Origin of the sequence: Polaromonas naphthalenivorans CJ2 (genome assembly GCF_000015505.1) — a bacterium.
GTDB classification, from domain to species: Bacteria; Pseudomonadota; Gammaproteobacteria; order Burkholderiales; family Burkholderiaceae_C; genus Polaromonas; species Polaromonas naphthalenivorans.
The window spans coordinates 587,917-607,513 of the sequence record NC_008781.1 but is presented as its reverse complement, the minus strand read 5'-3'; the positions used below and the strand labels follow the sequence as shown (position 1 = coordinate 607,513).

Here is a 19,597-nt window from a genome sequence, read left to right as displayed (position 1 = left end):
ACCGCTTGTGAAAATCCTGTTTTACAGCCTGCTGGTGTCGGCCTGCCTGCTGCCCTCTGTGATGGCGGCAACTCCTGCCGGCAAGGCGCGGGCGGCTGATGCGGCGCCGGCCAGGTCGCTGCCCGTCAAGGGCGATCCGGTACTGGGCCGCGAGAAGGCCGAATCGGAGCGCTGCATGGAGTGTCATGGCGTGGACGGCCATGGCGCCGGCCATTCCAATGGGCCGGAAGGCAAGTTCGCCAAGCTCGCGGGTCAGCACCCGGATTACATCCTCAAGCAGATCCGGGACTTCCGTTCCGGCGCGCGCAAGCACGACCAGATGCAGATCATGGCCCGCAGCGTGTCCGACGAGGACATGCGCGACATCGCAGCCTATTTCGGCAGCCAGCCGGCCATGAATGCGCAGGACGGCGAGCGCCATGCGCTGGGGAAATCGCTGTACGAGAACGGCGATCCTGCGCGTGGCGTCGTGGCCTGCAGCAGCTGCCATGGTGTCAAAGGCAAGGGCCTGGCAGCCAGCCCGCTGGCGCCGGTGGTAGGCGGACAGGAATGGCGCTACCTCGACCAGCAACTGCGCGACTGGCGTTCGGGCGAGCGGCGCAACAGCGATGGCGGCGTCATGAGCCAGGCCACCAAGGCGCTGACCGACGCCGACATTGAATCCCTGGCGAATTACCTCTCGGGTATCTAAATCACTTTTTGAACGAACTGAAAGAACGAACATGAAACACCGGATTTTCAAGGCGGCCCTGCCCGCGCTCATGTCCACCCTGCTGGCCCTGCCGGCCGCCGCAGCACTGAAAGAAGGCGATGCGGCGCCGGACTTCAAGCTGAAAGCCTCTCTGGCCGGCAAGGAGTTCAATTACTCGCTGAAGGATGCGCTGAAAAAAGGCCCGGTGGTGGTCTATTTCTACCCGTCGGCCTACACCGGCGGCTGCAACATTCAGGCCCGCAGTTTTGCCGTGAACACGGAAAAGTTCGCGGCAGCGGGCACTTCCATCATCGGCGTCTCGCTCGACAACATCGGGCGGCTCAATACCTTCTCGGCCGACCCAGAGTATTGCGCCGGCAAGGTCGCCGTGGCCTCGGATGCCGGGGGTAAAGTTTCAAAGGCTTTTGACCTGAGCGTGAGCGACACGCCTGCGGGCCGCAAGGACACGCGCGGCGCCGACATCGATCATGCCCGAGTGGAGCGCACCACCTTCATCGTGACGCCCGACGGCAAGATTGCCGCGACCGTGGGCGGTCTGACGCCTGTTGCCAATGTCGAGAAGGCGCTGGAAGTGGTCCAGGGGCTGGCGAAGGCCGGGACGGCTGGCTCCAGGCTCTGAGCCAGTTGCACCCAATCCAGGAAAACCTATGACAACAAAAAACATCCTTGGCCGCGCCCTGCTGGCCGCCAGTGTGGCCGGAGTTTTTGCCTCGGCAGCCGCCCAGGCGCAAAGCCCCGCGCCCTCCGGGGCGGTGACGCCGGCCATTGCCGGCGTGGTGGCGGCGGGAACGCCGATTGAGCTGATCAAGGAAGGTTTCCATGGCACCGAGGGGCCGGTGGCCTTGCCAGACGGCAGCCTGATCTTCACCGAAACCACGGCCAACCGCGTGACCCGCATCGCGCCCGATGGGGCGACCTCGACCTTCGTCGAGGGCAGCAATGGCGCCAATGGGCTGGGCTTCACCGCCAACGGCGACCTGTACGCGGTGCAGGTACTGAAAGCCCGCGTGGGCATCATCTTCCCGACGACCAAGGCCAGGACGCTGGCCGACAACTTTGAGGGGGCGCCGTTTGGCCGTCCCAATGACCTGGTGGTGGACAGCCGGGGCAATGTCTATTTCACCGATTCCGGCGCGAACCCGCCTGTGGCGGGTCAGCCGGCGCCGCCCGTGCAGGCGACCGCGCCAGCCAAGCCTGCGGTTTACCGCATCTCGGCCAAGGGGGAACTCAAGCGCCTGGCGGCTGACATCGAGCGCCCCAACGGCATCCAGCTCAGCCCGGACGAAAAAGTACTGTATGTGGCCAACACCCTAGGCGAGCACTTGCTGGCCTATGACATCGCGCCCGACGGCGCCCTCGGGCCGCGCCGCAACTTCGCCAAATTGGAAGGCTGGCAAAAGACCGACACCGGCAACTCCAGCGGCGCCGACGGCCTGGCCGTGGACGAGGCGGGCCGCGTCTATGTGGCCAGCAACAAGGGCATCGAGGTGTTCAGCAGCCAGGGCGAGGCGCTGGGCAGTATCGCCCTGCCGAAAAAGCCGCAGAACCTGGCCTTTGCCGGCGAGCGCAAAAAGACCCTGTACGCGGTGGGGCGCGGTGCGGCCTACCGCCTGCCGGTGCTGACTGCCGGTTATGCCGGGCGCGCCAAGTAAGCCGCCCAGACTCAAAACCCATCCCCGCCTGTCTGGCGTTGACGCCAGGCATCTCCAACCCCTGAAGAAAAAATGAAGGAAAACAGATGAACAAACCTCTCAAACTCATCGCATCAGCCGTGCTGTCGATAGGCGCCCTGGCCGCGACGGCCACGGCCATGGCCCAGCAGGCGCCCAAGCCCGAGCAGCTGATCAAGTGGCGCCAGTCGGCTTATCAGGTTCTGGCCTGGAACGCCGGCCGCATCAAGGCCAATGTGGACGGCCAGTACAACAAGGAGGACGTGATCAAGGCCGCCAACACGATTGCCGCGATTGCCAATTCCGGCCTGGGCGCGCTCTACGCGCCCGGTACGGAAACTGGCAAGGGCTGGAGGGAAACCAACGTCAAGCCAGAGCTGTTCACCGACCCGAAGGCGGGCGAGATCGCCGGCCACTTCAGCAAGGAAGCCAGCGAACTGGCCCGCGTGGCGCTGCTGGGCGACCTGACGGTGGTGAAGGCCCAGCTGGCCAAAGTGCAGGGCACCTGCAAGTCCTGCCACGATGACTTCCGCAAGAAGGATTGAGGCGACGCGCCCATCACGCGACGCGTGATGGTTTTTGCTACTTAACTTATAGCTGCTTGTGCATACCGGGCATGCGTAAAAGGCATGTTTGACGCTAAAAATTCGTTTGCTGCTTAAAACGGATGCGCTGTGATTGCTTCGCTGCCAGGTAAGCAATGCCGAACGGGCAAGGCTTCCCGCCCTGCCCGCCCCTCTTTTTGACTGATGGCCTGTCCGGACTGTTTTTCGCATGTGGATTGTTCAAGTCGCCCTGCGGCGCCCCTATACCTTCATCGTGGCGGCGCTGCTCATCTTGCTGGCGACGCCTTTCGTGCTGCGCAAGACGCCCGTCGATGTGTTTCCGGAAATCAACATCCCGGTGGTGGCCATCCTGGTGAGCTACAACGGCCTGAGCGCCGAGGAGATGACGAATCGCATCGTCACGCCGATTGAGCGCAACCTGGCCAACTCGGTCAGCGACATGGAGCACACCGAGTCCCAGACGCTGGGCGGCGTGGGCGTCATCAAGGTGTTCTTCCAGCCGCAGGTGGATCAGGCGGCGGCCATTGCCCAGGTGGTGGCCAGCACCCAGGCTTCGCTGCGCTCGCTGCCGGCCGGCGCGCAGCCGCCCACCATCATCAAGTACAGCGCCACCGATCTGCCCATCCTGCAGCTCGGTTTCAGCAGCCCGGCGCGCAGCGTGCAGGAGTTGAACGAGCAGGCCTTCAACGTGCTGCGCACCAAGCTGATCACGATTCCGGGCACGGCGGTGACCGCGCCCTATGGCGGGCGCTTCCGCCAGATTTCCATCGACATCAACGGCCCGGCGCTGGCCGCGCGCGGCCTGAGTGCCATCGACGTGGTCAACGCGCTGCAGGTGCAAAACCTGATGCTTCCCTCGGGCACGGCCAAGATCGGCGGGCAGGAAATCGCCATTGCCCTCAATGGCTCGCCGGCCAGCATCGCCGAGCTGGGCGACATCCCGATCACGACGGTCAACGGCGCCACCGTCTATGTGCGCGACGTGGCGCAGGTGCGCGACGGCGCCCAGGCGCAGACCAACATCGTGCGCTCGGGCGGCGAGCGCGGCCTGCTGATGACGGTGCTGAAAAACGGCGGCGCCTCGACGCTGGACATCATCGACACCATCAAGGCCAAGCTGCCCAAGGCGCTGCTGGCGCTGCCCGAAGACATCACGGTCACACCGCTGGCGGATCAGTCGGTGTTCGTCGCGGCCGCCATCAAGTCCGTGGTGCATGAGGCCTTGATCGCGGGCGCGCTGACCGCCGCGCTCTTGCTGCTGTTTCTGGGCAACTGGCGCAGCACGGCCATCATCGCCATCTCGATCCCGCTGTCCATCCTGTGCTCGCTGATCACGCTGCACCTGATCGGCCAGAGCATCAACATCATGACGCTGGGCGGACTGGCGCTGGCCGTGGGCATTCTGGTCGATGACGCCACGGTGGAGATCGAGAACGTCGAGCGCCATCTGCACCTGGGCAAGACGCCGCACCAGGCGATTCTTGACGGTGCAGCCGAAATCGCCACGCCCGCGCTGGTGGCCACGGGCTGCATCTGCATCGCCTTTGTACCGCTGTTTTTTCTGCCCGGCGTGGCTGGCAAGCTGTTCATGCCACTGGCCCAGGCCGTGGTGTTTGCGATGGCTGCTTCCTATATTTTGTCGCGCACGCTGGTGCCGACGCTGGTGATGTACCTGATGCGTCATCAGTCGCGCCATGCCGGCGAAGGGCATCACCAGCCCGGCCGTTTCCGGCGCATCCATCTGGCCTTTGACGCCTGGTTCGAGCGTTTTCGCCATGGCTACAGCGTGGTACTGGCGGCCCTGCTGCAGCGCAAGGCGCTGTTTGGCAGCGGTTTTATGGCTTTTGCGCTGCTTTCGAGCGGCCTGTACACGGCGCTGGGCCGGGATTTTTTCCCCACGGTGGACGCCGGCCAGATCCGCCTGCATGTGCGCGCTCCGGCCGGCATCAGCCTGGACGAGATGCCGCCTTTCGTGGACAAAGTTGAACGGCGCATCCGCGAGGTGGTGGGCGCCGCCGAAGTGGCCAGCATCGTCGATATCGTCGGCGGCCCGTACACGCCCTACAACATGGTCTATAACAACAACGGCACCATCGACAGCAGCGACGTGGAAATCATGGTGGCCCTGACGCCGGACCACCAGCCCACGCAGGGCCATATCCGCGCGCTGCGCGAGACGCTGGCGCGCGATTTTCCGGGCAATGAGTTCTATTTCCAGAGCGCCGACATGGTCAGCCAGACGCTGAACTTCGGCCTGAGCGCACCCATCGACATCCAGATCCAGGGCGCCAAGACGGCTGAAAACCTGGCCGTGGCCGCCACGCTGCTGAACCAGATCCGCCAGGTGCCCGGCGCGGTCGATACGCTGCTGTACCAGCGCTTCAACCGCCGGGCGCTGCAGTTGGACATGGACCGCTCGCGCCTGGCGCAGACCGGCCTGGTGGCACGCGACGTGGCGCAGAACGTGATGGTTTCGCTGAGTTCGAGTTTTCAGACTTCGCCCACCTACTGGATGAACCCGGCCAACGGCAGCGTCTATAACGTCGCGGTGCAGGTGCCGCAGTACGACATCGACAGCCTGGGCGCCATGCTCGGCATCCCGGTCAATGCACCGGGCAGCAACGGCCAGCCGCGCGAGCCGCAGCTGCTGGGCAATGTGGTGTCGGTCAAATCGGCCAGCCAGCAGGCCAATGTGTCGCACTACAACATCGCGCCGGTCATCGACCTCTACGCCAGCGTCGATGGCCGGGATCTGGCCAGCACCTATGCCGACATCGAAAAGCTGATTGTCAAGGCGCGGGAAAAGCTGCCGCGCGGCTCCGAAATCACCGTGCGCGGCCAGATCGAGACGCTGCGCACGGCGTTTTCCTCGCTGATCTGGGGCCTGGCGCTGGCCATCGTGCTGGTGTATTTGCTGCTGGTGGTCAATTTCCAGTCCTGGCTGGACGCGCTGATCATCGTCTCCGGCCTGCCCGCCGCGCTGGCCGGCATCGCCTGGATGCTTTACCTGACCGGCACGCCGCTGTCGGTGCCCGCCCTGACCGGCGCCATCATGACCGTCGGCGTGGCCACGGCCAACAGCATCCTGGTGGTGTCGTTTGCCCGCCAGCGCCTGGCCGAGGGCGTTCCCGCGCTCACCGCCGCGCTGGAAGCCGGATCGACCCGGTTGCGCCCGGTGCTGATGACGGCGCTGGCCATGGTCATCGGCATGGTGCCCATGGCCATCGGCCTGGGCGAAGGCGGTGAGCAGAACGCCCCGCTGGGCCGCGCCGTGATCGGCGGCCTGCTGTTTGCCACCCTTTCAACGCTGGTGCTGGTGCCGCTGGTCTTTGCCGGCGTGCATCGCCGCCTGTCCGCCCGCGTGCGTCTGCCCGGCGCTGCCCCTGTCGAGCCGGTACCGGCCTGATTCTTCAAACCGAGTTGCCCCTTTATGCGTTCTTTCCCTTCCCTGAATCATGAGCCCATCCACCCCGAGGCGGGCCGCCCGCTGCGCCGGGCGCGCTGGATTGGGCTCGGTGTGCTGGCGTTGCTGCTGGGTGGCGCCGGTGCGCGCGCCTATGTCAACGCGGCCCACGCCAAATCCGTCGAGGAGCGCACCGGGCGCAGCGCCATCAGGTCGGTGCTGACCACCCAGGCTAGGGCGGCCCAAGGCCTGCGCACGGTGGCCCTGCCGGCCACGCTGCGCGGGCGCAACGAAGCGGCGCTCTACGCCCGCACCAACGGCTATGTCCGTTCCTGGAGCAAGGACATCGGCGACAAAGTGAAAAAGGGCGATCTGCTGGCCCTGATCGACACGCCCGAGGTGGACCAGGATCTGGCCCAGGCGCAGGCCACGCAGGAGCAGATCAAGGCCCGGCTGGCCCTGGCCCAGTCGTCCCTGGCGCGCTGGGAAGGCCTGCGCCAGCGCGACGCGGTGTCGCAGCAGGAACTCGATGAGCGGCGCGCTGCCCAGCAGCAGGCGCTGGCCGATCTGGCCGCCTCGCAGGCCAATGTGCGGCGCCTGCGGCAGATGCACGACTTCGGCCGCATTACCGCGCCGTTTGACGGGGTGGTGATCAAGCGCAATGTCGAGGTAGGCGCGCTGGTGGCCGCCGGCAGCGCCACGACTACCCGCGAGCTGTTCTACCTGGCGCAGTCCGACGCCCTGCGCCTGACGGTGGCGATTCCGCAGGTCTATGCGGCCGATGTGGCGGTGGGCAAGGAAGTCAGCATCAAGCTGCTGGAGCGCCCGAACGCGCCGGGCAAGGGACAGATCACCCGGGTCTCGGGCGGGGTGGACGTGGCCACGCGCTCGGTTCAGGTCGAGGTCAGCATGGACAACCAGAGGGGAGACTTTCTGCCCGGCGCGTATGTTGAGGTGGCTCTGCCGCTGAGCGGCGCGGCCATGACCCTGCTGCTCTCGCCCAGCACCCTGCAGTTTCGCCAGGACGGCGCGCAGGTAGCCGTGGTGGGCGAGGACGGCAAGGTCAGCCTGCGCCAGGTCAAGCTGGGCCGGGATCTGGGGCGCTCGGTGGAGGTGATTGCGGGCATTTCGCCCAAGGACGCCATCATCCTGAACCCGCCCGACACGATTGAAGAGGGCGAGCGCGTGCTGGTCCGGAAAGCGCCCGAGGACAAGCCGGTGCCGAAACCGGCAGGCGGCGCCTCGCGCCCTGCCGAGGCCAAGGCTGACGGTGACAAGGACGCCAAGGGTGGCAAGGCATGAGACACCAGCAAATGGAAGTAGGAGGAGAAGTAGGGGAAGTGGGGAGAGGGCAACGCGGGCGCCAGCACTGTCAAGGCCGCTGGCGCCTGCGTCTGTCTTGGGCGGGATGCACAGGCCTGATGGCGCTGGCCCTGGCCGCCTGCGGCAGCGTCGCGCCGCCCCCGGTGGCGCTAAGCGAGGCACCCCCCGCATGGCAGACGCCGGCTGACCTGGCAGCGGCGCAGGGCGCCGCGCCCTGGCGCCCGGCCCAGCCGGGCGACAGCCTCGACAAGGGCGCGTGGTGGCGCTTGTTCAATGACCCCGGCCTGGACGCCCTGCAGCAGCAAGCCCGCCAGGCCAGCCCGAGCCTGCAGGTGGCCGCCGCCCGTCTGCGCCAGGCTCATACCCTGGTGGACATCGCCGGGGCATCCAGCCTGCCGCGCGTCGATGCAGGCTTGCGCGGCACGCGCACCGGCACCTCCGCCAACCGGCCAGCGGCCACGGCGGGCGCCCAAGCCAGCGCGTCCGTGCAGAACGATTTCGTGCTGAGCAGCACGGTCAGCTACGAGCTGGACCTGTTCGGACGCCAGCGCCACGAGCAGCAGGCCGCGCTGGCTTTCGAGCAGCAGGCGCAAGCGGACCAGCTGAACGCGCAACTGGTGCTCAGCGCCGATCTGGCGGCGTTTTATTTCACGCTGCGCTCGCTCGATGCCGAAATCGCGGTGGTCGAGCAGGGCCTGCAGGTCCAGGGGCGCGCCGCTGATTTACTCGCAGCACGCCACGAGGGCGGCGCCGCTTCCGGCCTGGACCGGGCGCAGCAGCAGGCCCAGTTTGACGCCACGCGCACGCAGCTAACCTTATTGCGCAAACAGCGCGGGCAGCTCGAACACGCGCTGGCCACGCTGGTCGGCACGCCGGCCAGCCAGTTCACGCTGCCGGTGGCGGCCCTGCCCGCAGGCGTTCCGGGCCTGCCGGTGGCCCTGCCGTCCGAGGTGCTGCAGCGCCGGCCCGACATCGCCGCCGCAGAGCGCGCCGTGGCCGTGGCCAATGCCCAGCTTGGCTTGGCCAAAGCAGCCTGGTTTCCCAGCCTGACCTTGAGCGCCTCGGGCGGCTGGGAAGCGAAAAACATCGCCAGCCTGATCGACGCACCCAGCCTGCTGTGGGCATTGGGCGGCAGCCTGACGCAGGCCGTGTTCGATGGTGGGCGCCTGCGCGCCAGAGAAGAACAGGCCAGAGCCGGCCAGGAACTGGCCGCAGCCAGCTACCGCCAGGTGGTGCTGCGCGCGCTGCAGGAGGTGGAGGACGGCCTGCTGGCGCTCAACGCCCTGGCCAGCGCCCAGTCCCAGTCCCAGGCCGCCAGCGCCAGCGCCCAGCGGGTGCTGGACATCGCGCAGGACCGCTATGCGGGCGGCCTGTCCACTTACCTCGACGTGGTCACCGCCCAGCAGAACGTGCTGACCAACCAGCGCCTGTCCAGCCAGCTGCGCGGCCAGCAGCTGCAGGCCACGGCCTACCTGGTCAAGGCGCTGGGCGGCGGCTGGCAGCCCGGCGAACTGGAGCAGGCCTTGCTTGGCCAGCGCTGAGCCAGCATTTTCGAATAGCGGGAATGCGGGAGGCATCAGCAGTGGTGGCCCGCTGACCTTGCGTGATCAGCTGATCAGCTCAGGGCGTGCGGGCCACCGACACCGCTGCGGGTGACTGCAAGACGTCCAGCACCATTTTCGGCGTCAGGATTTGCGGCAGCACCACCGGGTCGGCGCCGGCATTTGCAGGGTAGTACACATACAGCGGAACGCCACTGCGCCCGAACTCCCCCAGCTTGCGCGTGATCTGCGCATCCTCGTTGGTCCAGTCGCCCTTGAGGTAATGGATGCCGGCGCGCTCGAACGCCTGCTGCACGCTGGCGTCGCTGAGCGCGACCCGCTCGTTGACCAGGCAGGTGATGCACCAGGCCGCCGTCAGGTTCAAAAAGACCGGCTGGCCCTGACGGCGCAGGCTTTGCAGCCGCTCTGCGCTGTAGGGTTCGGCACCGTGCGACGGTTTGCCCATCGCCGGCTGCTGGACTGGCGGCGCAGGCTGCGCCCGCAGGCCGGTCTGGCCGCCCAGCAAGGCCGCTGTCACCGCCAGCAGGGCCAGGCCGGCGCCGCTGCGCTGGACGCCCGAGCGGGCATGGCCCCGCGTGGCGTCAAAAATCCAGGCCGCAAAGGCGATGGCGACCATGCCGCCCAGCGCGGCGGCCACCGCATGGGGGCCTGCCTGTTGGGCCAAGACCCAGGCCAGCCAGACGGCGGCGGCATACATCGGAAACGCCAGGCCCTGCTTGACGCGCTCCATCCAGCGTCCGGGGCGGGGCAGGCGGTGCTGCAGCGCGGGCCAGTGCGTCAGCAGCAGATAGGGCAGCGCCAGGCCCATCCCCAGGGTGAGGAAAACGGCCAGCAAAATGGCCGCCGGCTGCGTCAGCGCATAGCCTATCGCGGCGCCCATGAAGGGCGCGGTGCAGGGACTGGCGACCACGGCGGCCAGCACGCCGGTAAAAAAACTGCCGCTGTAGCCCCGCCGAGATGCCAGCGAGGAGCCCCATCCCGCCACCGAGGCGCCCACCGAAAACACGCCCGACAGGCTCAGGCCCACCGCGAACATCAGGTAAGCGGCCAGCAGCACAAAGCCGGGCGACTGGTACTGAAAGCCCCAGCCGATCTGCGCGCCGCCTTGCTTGAGTACGATCAGCAGCCCGCCCAGCAGCGCGAAGCTGCCCAGCACGCCCAGGGTGTAGGCCAGTCCATGCCGGCGTGTTTCGCGCGCCGGGCGCTCGGCGTGCTGCAGCAGCGACAGGGCCTTGATGGACAGCACCGGAAACACGCAGGGCATGAGGTTGAGCACGATGCCGCCGAACAGTGCGAGCAGCAGCACCGAGGCCAGGGTCGTGACGGACGATGACGCCGGTGCGGGCGCCTGGGCAGCGGTGGCGGGCGCTCTGGCGAGCGGCGAGGCCGCACTGTTAATCGCGTAGCCACGGGCCGCACTGGCGGGCTGGGCGGGATCGCGGACCACCAGCACGCCGGTTAACGCCGCCTGTGCCGAGGGTGGCTCGTCGCCATGGGGCAGTTGCAGCAGCACCTCGTTATCGACCACCTTGATTGTTTGCGGCAGTTCATTGGACAGTTGATGGCGCTGGGCCGGGAAGAAAGCAAGGGTATCGAGCGCGTCTCTGGACAGGCCGGGATTCACCAGGCGCAGGGTCACATGGTCGGCGGCGTACTGCACGTTGACGGGCCAGGGGCTGGCCACCGGCAGGCGGGCGCGGGCCGCGTCGATCAGCGGGCTGCCCGCGCCGGCGGGCTGGCCGGGCTCAAGCACCGGCAGGCTCAGACGCAACTCGACTTTCTGCGGAATGCAGCTCTCGCGGCACACCAGCCAGTTGACCTGGGCCCGAACCGCGAACTGCTGGCCCGCCTGCAATTCCTTCGGTACGTCGATCTCGGTCAGCAGGGTGACATCTCCCGCATAACCAAAGTTGGTGATGGCGCCGAGCTGAAAGCGCTGCGGCGTCGGCCATTGGATCTGGCCCGCCGCACTCCCTGGGGGCAGTGTCCAGTCGATCCGGGTGGCCAGGCCGGTGTCGCCGGGATTGATCCAGTAGGTGTGCCACTCGGGCGCGATGTGCTGATGCACTCCCAGCACCAGGCGATCTCCCGCATGCACGGCGCCCGCCGAGGCGACGAGCCGGGCGCGCACCTGCTGCGTGGCGGCTTCGTCCGGCGCGGCCTGTGCGCATGCCGCAGCCAGCCCCAGTCCGATGCCCAGCAGCGCCAAGCGCGCTTCAGTGTTCCAGTGCCTGCTCACAGTATTCCTTGTTGTTTGTCCCCACCGTTTGATATCGGTTGCTTGCGCGCGCCAACTCCGGCCCTGCGGGCATTTGTGGTCGCGAAAGGCTTTTCAAGCCATGGAAGAAGCCGCAACCGGCTGCCCGACGAGCAGGTCTGCGGCAAAGTCGCCGGTATCGGGGCTGCTGTCTTCATGCGCCGCCAGCAGCCCATGCTGTTTGAGCAAGGTGCGCAGCACATTGCGCGACAGGCCGAGCAGACGTGCGGTCTGCACCTGATTGTTGTGGCAGAACTCGAAAGCGGTACAAACCAGCGTTGCCTGCACCTGTTCAAAGAGCAACGGCTGGTTGAGCTTCATTGATTTGAGCAGCAGTTCACGCAGCATTTGCCGCAGCGTGGGGACGGCAGCCACTTCCGGCGTGCTGGCGCTGCTGTCCGCCACCGCTGGCGGCAAGGCCACAGGCTGACGCGCCCGGCTGCGTGCCGAACGCTGGATCGACTGCAGGTCGCTCGCGTGGATGGCGGCTGCGGGGGCCACAATCAGCGCGTAGTGAACGACATTTTCCAGCTCCCGGATATTGCCCGGCCAGTCATGCGCCAGCAGCGCCTGCTCGGCACCCGGCGTCAGCGTGCTGCCCTCAATCCCCAGGCGTTTGGCGTAGCTGGCCAGAAAATGCCGGGCCAGCGGAAGAATATCGCCCGGCCGCTCCCACAGCGGACGCAGCTCCAGCGTCGCCACGCTGAGCCGGTAGTAAAGGTCGGCACGAAAGTGGCCTGCGTTCACCGCGTCGCGCAGGTCCACGTTGGTGGCGGCAATCAGCCGCACATCCAGCTCGATGGGCTTGCGCGAGCCGATGCGCACGATCTGGCGCTCTTGCAGCACGCGCAGCAGCTTGACCTGCAGCGCCAGCGGCAAGTCGCCAATTTCATCGAGAAACAAGCTGCCGCCATTGGCCGCCTCGAACCAGCCGGCCCGGGCCTGGCTGGCGCCGGTGAAGGCCCCGCTCTCGTGGCCAAACAGCTCCGCATCGATCAGCGATTCGCTGAACGCACCGCAGTTGACCGCCACGAAGGGGCCGCGCCGTGCGCTGCCCTGGTGAATGCGGCGCGCCAGCAGCTCCTTGCCGGTGCCGGTTTCACCGATGATCACGACGGTGGCCTCGGTGGGTGCCACCTGGTCCAGGCGCGCGAGCAAGGCCTGGGACTGCGGGTCTTCAAACACCAGTGCCTTGGCGCGAATGGACAAGGCATGTTTGCCTGCATCGGGAAAGGTCAGTAGCTGGTTCATGGGTTTCCTGGTAACGCCATCTTGGCAAGAACCGGGCAGGGCTTACTTTTTCAGGTAAATCTGGTCAAAGGAGCCGCCGTCGGCAAAGTGTTCCTTGTCGGCTTTGGTCCAGCCGCCAAAGCCCTGCTCGATGGTGAACAGCTTGAGATTGGGGAATTGTTTGGCGTACTTGGCCTTGGCCTTTTCGGAAACGGCGGGGCGGTAGAAGTTCTTGCCGGCAATGTCCTGCCCTTCTTCGGTGTAGAGGTATTTCAGGTATTCCTCGGCCACGGCGCGGGTGCCCTTGCGGTCCACGTTCTTGTCCACCACGCTGACCGGGGGTTCAGCCAGGATGCTGAGGGAGGGATAGACCACATCGACCTTGCTGCCGAATTCCTTCTCCAGCAGGTAGGCTTCGTTTTCCCAGGAAATGAAGACATCGCCCTGGTTGCGCTGCGCGAACGTGATCGACGAGCCGCGCGCGCCAGTGTCGAGCACGGGCACGTTGGCGTAGAGCTTGGCCACGAAATCCTTGGCCTTGGCATCGCCGCCGAATTTGCGTTTGGCGAACTCCCAGGCGGCGAGGTAATTCCAGCGCGCGCCGCCGGAGGTCTTGGGGTTGGGCGTGATGACACTGACACCGGGCTTGATCAGGTCATCCCAGTCCTTGATGCCTTTGGGGTTGCCCTGGCGCACCACCAGCACGATGGTGGAGGTGTAGGGAGACGAGTTGTGCGGCAGGCGCTTTTGCCAGTCCTTGGGAATCCACCCGCCGTTGTTGACCAGCGCGTCGATGTCACCGGCAAGCCCCAGCGTCACCACGTCTGCATCCAGTCCGTCAATCACCGACCGCGCCTGCTTGCCCGAGCCACCGTGGGATTGCTTGATGGTCACGTCCTGGCCAGTTTTTGCTTTCCAGTATTTGATGAACGCGGCGTTGTATTCCACATAAAGTTCGCGGGTCGGGTCATACGATACGTTGAGCAGGTTGACGGCCTGCTGGGCGATGGCGCCCCATGACGCCGCCGCCAGCGTGGTTGCCAAGGCGATTTTCAGAAAGGGACGGCGAAAAGTGCGGCGTTCAGCCATGAAAAGCTCCAGAAAATTGCAACGCAATAAGTGCGATGCGTTGAATTTTCATGGTTGAGCTATAGAACTGGAACGACTAAATTCTCATTTGTAAAGAAGCTTTTCGTTTTTGTGGAGGTTCACTCAAGCCAATTCCTGATTGACCGCAGCACCGCTGGCATCAAAAATTCCTTCAAACAGGACTGAACTCAGATAGCGCTCCCCCGAGTCAGGAATGATGACCACCAGGGTCTTGCCCGCGCTTTCCGGCTTTTTCGCCCAGCGTACCGCTGCCGCAACGGCTGCGCCACCGGAAATCCCCGCCAGAATGCCCTCTTCCCGCGCCAGGCGCCGGGCATGGTCAATCGCCTCCTCGTTGCTGACCTGCTCTATCGCATCGACCAGCGACAAGTCCAGCACCTCGGGCACGAATCCGGCACCTATGCCCTGTATCTTGTGCGGCCCTGCCTTGAGTTCCTCACCGGCCCGGTGCTGGGTCAGGATCGGGCTGGCCGACGGCTCGACGGCCACCGAAATGATGGCTTTTCCCTGGGTTTTTTTCAGGTAGCGCGACACGCCGGTGATCGTGCCGCCGGTGCCCACGCCCGAGATGAAGATGTCGATGCCGCCGTCGGTGTCCTGCCAGATTTCGGGGCCGGTGGTGGCTTCGTGAATCGCCGGGTTGGCGGGATTCTTGAACTGCTGCAGCAGCACATATTTCGGGTCGCTGGCGGCAATTTCCTCGGCCTTGGCAATGGCGCCTTTCATGCCCTTGGCGCCTTCGGTCAAGACCAGCTTCGCGCCATAGGCCAGCAGCAGCTTGCGCCGCTCGATGCTCATGGTTTCCGGCATCGTGAGCGTGATCGGAATGCCGCGCGCCGCCGCGACAAAGGCCAGCGCAATGCCGGTGTTGCCGCTGGTGGGCTCGACGATTTCCTTGCCCGCGCCAAGCAGGCCGCGCTGCTCGGCGTCCCAGATCAGCGCCGCACCGATGCGGCACTTGACCGAAGCGGCCGGATTGCGGCCCTCGATCTTGGCCAGCACCGTGGCATGGGCGCCGTCGGTGATGCGCCGCAGCTGAATGAGCGGCGTGCGCCCGATGGACTGCGAGTTGTCAGCGTAAATGGTGGACATGGTGAATTTCCTTGGTTAATTTTTTTTCAGGCAGCCAGCCCGAACAGGCGTGCCGCATTGCCGTAGAGCAGTTTGTCCAGCACCTTGCCCCTGAAGCCGAGCGCCAGAAAATCGTCAATCGACTGGCGGATCGGGCGAAACGGATAGGACGAGCCGAACAAAAGCTGGTCGCCCATGAAGCCGTTGGCCGCCTGCACGAAGACCTCGCTGCCGGGCAGGAACTGGTACATGTCGGGCACCACCGAGATGTTCTCGTAGCGGAAAGCCACGCCCACCAGCTGCTGGGTGTTCGGGTAGTAGCCGTGGTAGCAGACGATGCGCAGCTGCGGAAAAGCCTGGGCCACTTTCGCCAGCCGACCGGGGTCGTTGAAGGCCGGGTCCGGCGTCGTCGGGCCGGACATCAGGAACAGCGGCAGGCCACGGCGGTTCAGGTGTTCATAGACCGGAAAATACAGCGCATCGTCCGGATGCCGGGCGGGCGCGCCAAAGCCCGGCTCCAGGCCGATGCCAGCCAGTCCGAGCTGGTCGATGGCCCGGTCGATCTCGGCCAGCGCACCGTCCACACCCTGCAGCGCCGGGTCGATGCCGGCAATGCCCAGCAATTCCTCGTGCGCATGGGTGATCTGGTGGATCAGGTCGTTGGGCAGGTGCTGGGCGGGCGTGTTCCGGCCGACGACGACGGCCTTGCTCAGGCCGGCATCGCGCACCTCGGCCAGAAAGCCCTCGGGTGTGAGCGAGCGCGCGAAATGCTCGTCGCTGCCGCGTGTGCCGACGCGGCGGTTCAGCCAGCGCGCCGTCTCGTAGCCGGGCGAACCGGGGTTGGCGCCGAAAAAATCGTGCAGGTAGGCCGGACGGCAGCGCAGGTCGATGACTTTCATACGGCTACTGCGCGTTCAGCAGCGATGGCCTGGCCGGCTGCGGAAGCGGGCTTTTCGGCGGCTTTTTCAGCGCTTTGCGGCGCAACGGCCGGGGCGGTGGCGCGCACGTCGAACGCCCCGCCGGTCAGCACCTGGTCGATCAGCGTGACCGGCTCTTTACCCGGCAGCAGCGGGAACACCAGTTCGGCGAAGCGGATCGATTCCTCCAGGTGCGGGTAGCCCGACAGCACAAAGGTGTCCACGCCCAGGTCGGCGTATTCCTGCAGGCGCGCCGCCACGGTCTGCGCGTCGCCCACCAGCGCCGTGCCCGCGCCGCCGCGCACCAGGCCGACACCAGCCCACAGGTTCGGGCTGACTTCGAGCTGGTCGCGCCGTCCGCCGTGCAGCGCGGCCATGCGCCGCTGGCCTTCGGAGTCCATGCTGGCGTAGTTGCTCTGGGCCTTGGCGATGGTGTCGTCGTCGAGCCGGCTGATCAGGCGCTCGGCGGCGGCCCAGGCTTCCTCATTGGTCTCGCGGACGATGACATGCAGGCGTACGCCGAAGCGCACCGTGCGCCCGTATTTTTCGGCGCGGCGGCGCACATCGGCGATTTTCTCGGCGACGGCCGCTGGAGGCTCGCCCCAGGTCAGGTAGGCATCGACGTGCTTGGCGGCCAGCTCATGCGCCGCTGGCGAGGAGCCGCCAAAGTACAGCGGTGGCGCAGGCTGCTGCACCGGCGGAAAGAAGTTCCTGGCCTGCTTGACGTTGACGTGCTTGCCTGTGAAATCAACGGTCTTGCCGGCCATCAGGTCGCGCCAGACGGTGATGAATTCATCGGCCGCCTCGTAGCGCTGGTCGTGGTCGAGGTAAACGCCTTCGGCGGCCAGTTCGGCCGCATCGCCGCCGGGCACGACATTGAGCAGCAGCCGGCCATTGAGCGCCTGATCCAGCGTCGCCGCCTGGCGCGCGCTGGCCGTGGGGCCGGTGACGGAGGTGCGCAGCGCCACCAGCAGCTTGATGCGCTGGGTCACCGCAATCAGGCTGGAGGCCGTGACCCACGGGTCCAGGCAGCTGCTGCCGGTGGGGATCAGGAGGCCGTCATAGCCGAGGCTTTCGGCCGTGACGGCGATCTGGCGCATGTAGGCATTGGTGGCGGGACGCCCGGTATTGGACTTGCCCAGATAGCGGGTGTCGCCGGACGTGGGAAGAAACCAGAAAACTTCAAAACTCATGGGATAGCCTCAATTTCAAGGATGAACGCCCCGCCTGTCCGCAAGGTCCGTACCAAGCCGGAAAAGGTCCGGAACCGGCCTGTTCGCGAAGGGATTCGAGAGCATGGAAAAGGCCGCTTCCGGCTCTGCGGCGCATGAAAAAACGTGTCGGCGCGCCGCGCCATTGCGCCTTCGTTCGCGCGCTGCGCGCTGGTGTTGGCGCCGCAACACTTTGACCAATCCACTGTTGCCAGGCAAACAGCTCCTGCCGCTGCCATGTGTGGACGAGAGGCAAACCAGGCCAAAAAAAATGGCAGCGACGCCCTTAGTAAATAGCTAAAAAGTATTTAAACAAACATCGTTATATGATTTAGATTACAAGCTCTTCAGGTGTGAAGGCGCTGATTCCGGCGTGAATTCCTGAATGAGAAGCGATGGAAAGGGAAAAATCGGCACTCAAAATGCTATTAAAAAAATAGCTTCTTATGCTTATGCAGCGTGCGCATAGTGCCGATTACCTCTAAAAATACATGCCTGATGAACTGCAAGCCCGGCAACAGCGCCACACAACCCCGAGACCGGATGCACAGGCGTCGATTGAAGCATTGCGCAGGACTGCGGCCGATGAATGGGAGAGTGCGGCGCACCGGCCCGGAAGGCATTTTCACCTTGGCATAACTGTTGCGATGGCTGTTCCAGTTGCCAGCCCAAACAGCCAGCGCAGCCATATCAACCACTTCCCAAGCAGGATTCCATCCCATGAGCACTCCCTTGAAAATCGTCGCCGTTTCCGGCGGCACCTTCCGCCCTTCCCGCACCCTGGTGCTAACCCAGGCCATCGTCGCCGAGCTGGGCAAACACCTGGCCATCGACAGCCACATCATCGAGCTGGGCGACATTGCCCGGCCGCTGGGCAGCGCCCTGTCGCGCAAGGAACTCACGCCCGCCGTCGAGCGCGAGCTGCGCGCCATCGAGTCGGCCGACCTCTTGATTGCCGCCACGCCGGTCTATCGCGCCTCCTACCCCGGCCAGTTCAAGCACCTGTTCGACCTGATCGGCCAGGATGCGCTGATCGGCAAACCAGTGCTGTTCGCCGCCACCGGCGGCAGCGAGCGCCACGCGCTGGTGATTGACCACCAGCTACGCCCGCTGTTCAGCTTTTTCCAGGCGCTCACCCTGCCCACCGGCGTGTATGCCTCGGAGGCCGATTTCAGCGACTACCAGATCAGCAGCGAACTGCTGCAGGCGCGCATCCGCCTGGCGGTCAAGCACGCCCTGCCCCTGCTGGGCCAGAAGACGGAGGAACTGCAAGCGGCCTGAAGACGCAGCAGTGGCCGCGCTTGTGCCCGGCTGCCCGCATCGCCCCGGCCTTTCTTTCAACCTCTTTTCAGGAAACAGCGTGTGACCGCCACTCATCAACTCAAGGCCATTGCGCCTCTCCAGATCGCCCGCCAGCTCGCCGCCCGGTTTGCCGAAACCGCCGCCGAGCGCGACCTGCGCGGCGGCACGCCCAAGGCCGAGCGCGACGCCCTGCGCCACAGCGGCCTGCTCGCCCTGAGCATCCCCCGGCAATACGGCGGCCTGGGCGCCAGCTGGAGCGAAACGCTGCAGATCGTGCGCGAATTTGCCCGCGTGGACAGCTCGATTGCCCATGTCTATGGCTTTCAGCACCTGATGCTGGCCACCGTGCGCCTGTTCGCGCGGCCCGACCAGTGGGAGCCGTGGTTCGAGCAGACCGCCCGCAACGACTGGTTTTGGGGCAATGCGCTGAACCCGCTGGACACCCGCACGGTGTCGAAAAAGCTCAACGGCTGGCGCGAATTTTCCGGGCGCAAGAGCTTTTGCTCCGGCTCGGCCGACTCGGAAATGCTGATCGCCTCGGCGCTCGACGAGTCCAGCAGCGGCAAGCTGCTGATCGCGGCCATTCCCAGCGGCCGCAGCGGCATCACCCTGCATGGCGACTGGGACAACATGGGCCAGCGACAGACCGACAGCGGCAGCGCCACCTTCGAGCGCGTGCGGGTCGAAGAAAACGAGTTGCTGCTGGACCCGGGGCCGCTGAGCACACCCTTTGCCTGTCTGCGCCCCTTGATTGCCCAGCTGACCTTTGCCAACCTGTTCCTCGGCATTGCCGAAGGCGCTTTTGACGAAGCACGGCATTACACGCTCAAGGAGTCGCGCGTCTGGTTCAAGTCCAAGGCCACCCACGTCAGCGAAGACCCGTACACGCTGCGCCACTACGGCGAGTTCTGGGTCGGTCTGGAGGGCGTGCGACTGCTTACCGAACGGGCCAACAACCTGCTCGACGAGGCCTGGCGCAAGGAAAACCGGCTGGGCGCAGAGGAACGCGGCCACCTGGCCGTGGCCATCGCCACCGCCAAGGTCGCCGCCACCCGCTGCGGGCTCGATGTGACCAGCCGGCTGTTCGAAGTGACCGGCGCGCGCGCCACCCATGCTGCCTTGCGGCTGGACCGCCACTGGCGCAACCTGCGCACCCAGACCCTGCACGATCCGGTGGACTACAAGCTGCAGGAACTGGGCGACTGGGCGCTCAATGCATCACTGCCGGCGCCCTCTTTCTACTCCTAGCCTATTTGCCAACGC

16 protein-coding genes are annotated in these 19,597 nt (G+C 65.7%); 9 read left to right on the top strand and 7 right to left on the bottom strand.

The window, feature by feature from the left end; translation table 11 throughout:
- The first annotated feature begins 7 nt into the window (after positions 1 to 7).
- The 7 genes from PNAP_RS02840 (at position 8) to PNAP_RS02810 (ending at position 9,215) form a co-directional block, all read left to right on the top strand.
- Positions 8 to 691: a c-type cytochrome gene (locus tag PNAP_RS02840; RefSeq protein ID WP_011799992.1), complete on the top strand. Its 684-nt coding sequence runs from the start codon at positions 8 to 10 to the stop codon at positions 689 to 691.
- Positions 692 to 722: 31 nt separating this feature from the next.
- Entirely contained in the window at positions 723 to 1,331 is a 609-nt protein-coding gene (locus PNAP_RS02835) for a peroxiredoxin (protein WP_011799991.1), read from the top strand.
- A gap of 28 nt (positions 1,332 to 1,359) precedes the next feature.
- Complete coding sequence (locus PNAP_RS02830) at positions 1,360 to 2,364, top strand: SMP-30/gluconolactonase/LRE family protein (protein WP_011799990.1); 1,005 nt, start codon at positions 1,360 to 1,362, stop codon at positions 2,362 to 2,364.
- Between the two features lie 86 nt (positions 2,365 to 2,450).
- Positions 2,451 to 2,927: a c-type cytochrome gene (locus tag PNAP_RS02825; RefSeq protein WP_011799989.1), complete on the top strand. Its 477-nt coding sequence runs from the start codon at positions 2,451 to 2,453 to the stop codon at positions 2,925 to 2,927.
- A 229-nt stretch (positions 2,928 to 3,156) separates the two neighbouring features.
- Positions 3,157 to 6,354, top strand: a complete 3,198-nt coding sequence (locus PNAP_RS02820) for an efflux RND transporter permease subunit (protein ID WP_011799988.1) — start codon at positions 3,157 to 3,159, stop codon at positions 6,352 to 6,354.
- 24 nt (positions 6,355 to 6,378) lie between these two features.
- On the top strand, positions 6,379 to 7,653 hold the full coding sequence (locus tag PNAP_RS02815) for an efflux RND transporter periplasmic adaptor subunit (protein WP_011799987.1): 1,275 nt from the start codon (positions 6,379 to 6,381) through the stop codon (positions 7,651 to 7,653).
- A 119-nt stretch (positions 7,654 to 7,772) separates the two neighbouring features.
- Positions 7,773 to 9,215 carry an efflux transporter outer membrane subunit gene (locus PNAP_RS02810; RefSeq protein WP_041376482.1) on the top strand — a complete coding sequence of 481 codons (1,443 nt, stop codon included), beginning with the start codon at positions 7,773 to 7,775 and terminating at the stop codon, positions 9,213 to 9,215.
- A gap of 79 nt (positions 9,216 to 9,294) precedes the next feature.
- On the opposite strand, the gene PNAP_RS02805 is transcribed toward PNAP_RS02810, so the two are convergent.
- From PNAP_RS02805 to PNAP_RS26790, 7 genes are all read right to left on the bottom strand, one after another.
- Positions 9,295 to 11,475: a protein-disulfide reductase DsbD family protein gene (locus tag PNAP_RS02805; protein ID WP_011799985.1), complete on the bottom strand. Its 2,181-nt coding sequence runs from the start codon at positions 11,473 to 11,475 to the stop codon at positions 9,295 to 9,297.
- Between the two features lie 93 nt (positions 11,476 to 11,568).
- On the bottom strand, positions 11,569 to 12,744 hold the full coding sequence (locus tag PNAP_RS02800) for a sigma-54 interaction domain-containing protein (protein ID WP_011799984.1): 1,176 nt from the start codon (positions 12,742 to 12,744) through the stop codon (positions 11,569 to 11,571).
- A gap of 42 nt (positions 12,745 to 12,786) precedes the next feature.
- A complete protein-coding gene (locus tag PNAP_RS02795) occupies positions 12,787 to 13,812 on the bottom strand; it encodes a sulfate ABC transporter substrate-binding protein (protein ID WP_011799983.1) in 1,026 nt (341 codons plus the stop codon).
- A 123-nt stretch (positions 13,813 to 13,935) separates the two neighbouring features.
- On the bottom strand, positions 13,936 to 14,925 hold the full coding sequence (gene cysK / locus PNAP_RS02790; protein WP_011799982.1) for a cysteine synthase A: 990 nt from the start codon (positions 14,923 to 14,925) through the stop codon (positions 13,936 to 13,938).
- Positions 14,926 to 14,951: 26 nt separating this feature from the next.
- On the bottom strand, positions 14,952 to 15,803 hold the full coding sequence (locus tag PNAP_RS02785) for an amidohydrolase family protein (protein WP_011799981.1): 852 nt from the start codon (positions 15,801 to 15,803) through the stop codon (positions 14,952 to 14,954).
- Positions 15,800 to 17,014 carry an FMNH2-dependent alkanesulfonate monooxygenase gene (gene ssuD / locus PNAP_RS02780; protein WP_011799980.1) on the bottom strand — a complete coding sequence of 405 codons (1,215 nt, stop codon included), beginning with the start codon at positions 17,012 to 17,014 and terminating at the stop codon, positions 15,800 to 15,802. The genes PNAP_RS02785 and ssuD overlap by 4 nt, the downstream gene beginning before the upstream one ends.
- A gap of 446 nt (positions 17,015 to 17,460) precedes the next feature.
- Positions 17,461 to 17,754, bottom strand: a complete 294-nt coding sequence (locus tag PNAP_RS26790) for a hypothetical protein (protein WP_157040199.1) — start codon at positions 17,752 to 17,754, stop codon at positions 17,461 to 17,463.
- Here PNAP_RS26790 and msuE point away from each other — a divergent pair.
- Complete coding sequence (gene msuE / locus PNAP_RS02775) at positions 17,753 to 18,313, top strand: FMN reductase (RefSeq protein ID WP_011799978.1); 561 nt, start codon at positions 17,753 to 17,755, stop codon at positions 18,311 to 18,313. The genes PNAP_RS26790 and msuE overlap by 2 nt on opposite strands.
- Positions 18,314 to 18,394: 81 nt before the next feature.
- Positions 18,395 to 19,582, top strand: coding sequence for an acyl-CoA dehydrogenase family protein (locus PNAP_RS02770; RefSeq protein ID WP_011799977.1), 1,188 nt, complete (start codon positions 18,395 to 18,397; stop codon positions 19,580 to 19,582).
- Positions 19,583 to 19,597 lie beyond the last annotated feature (15 nt).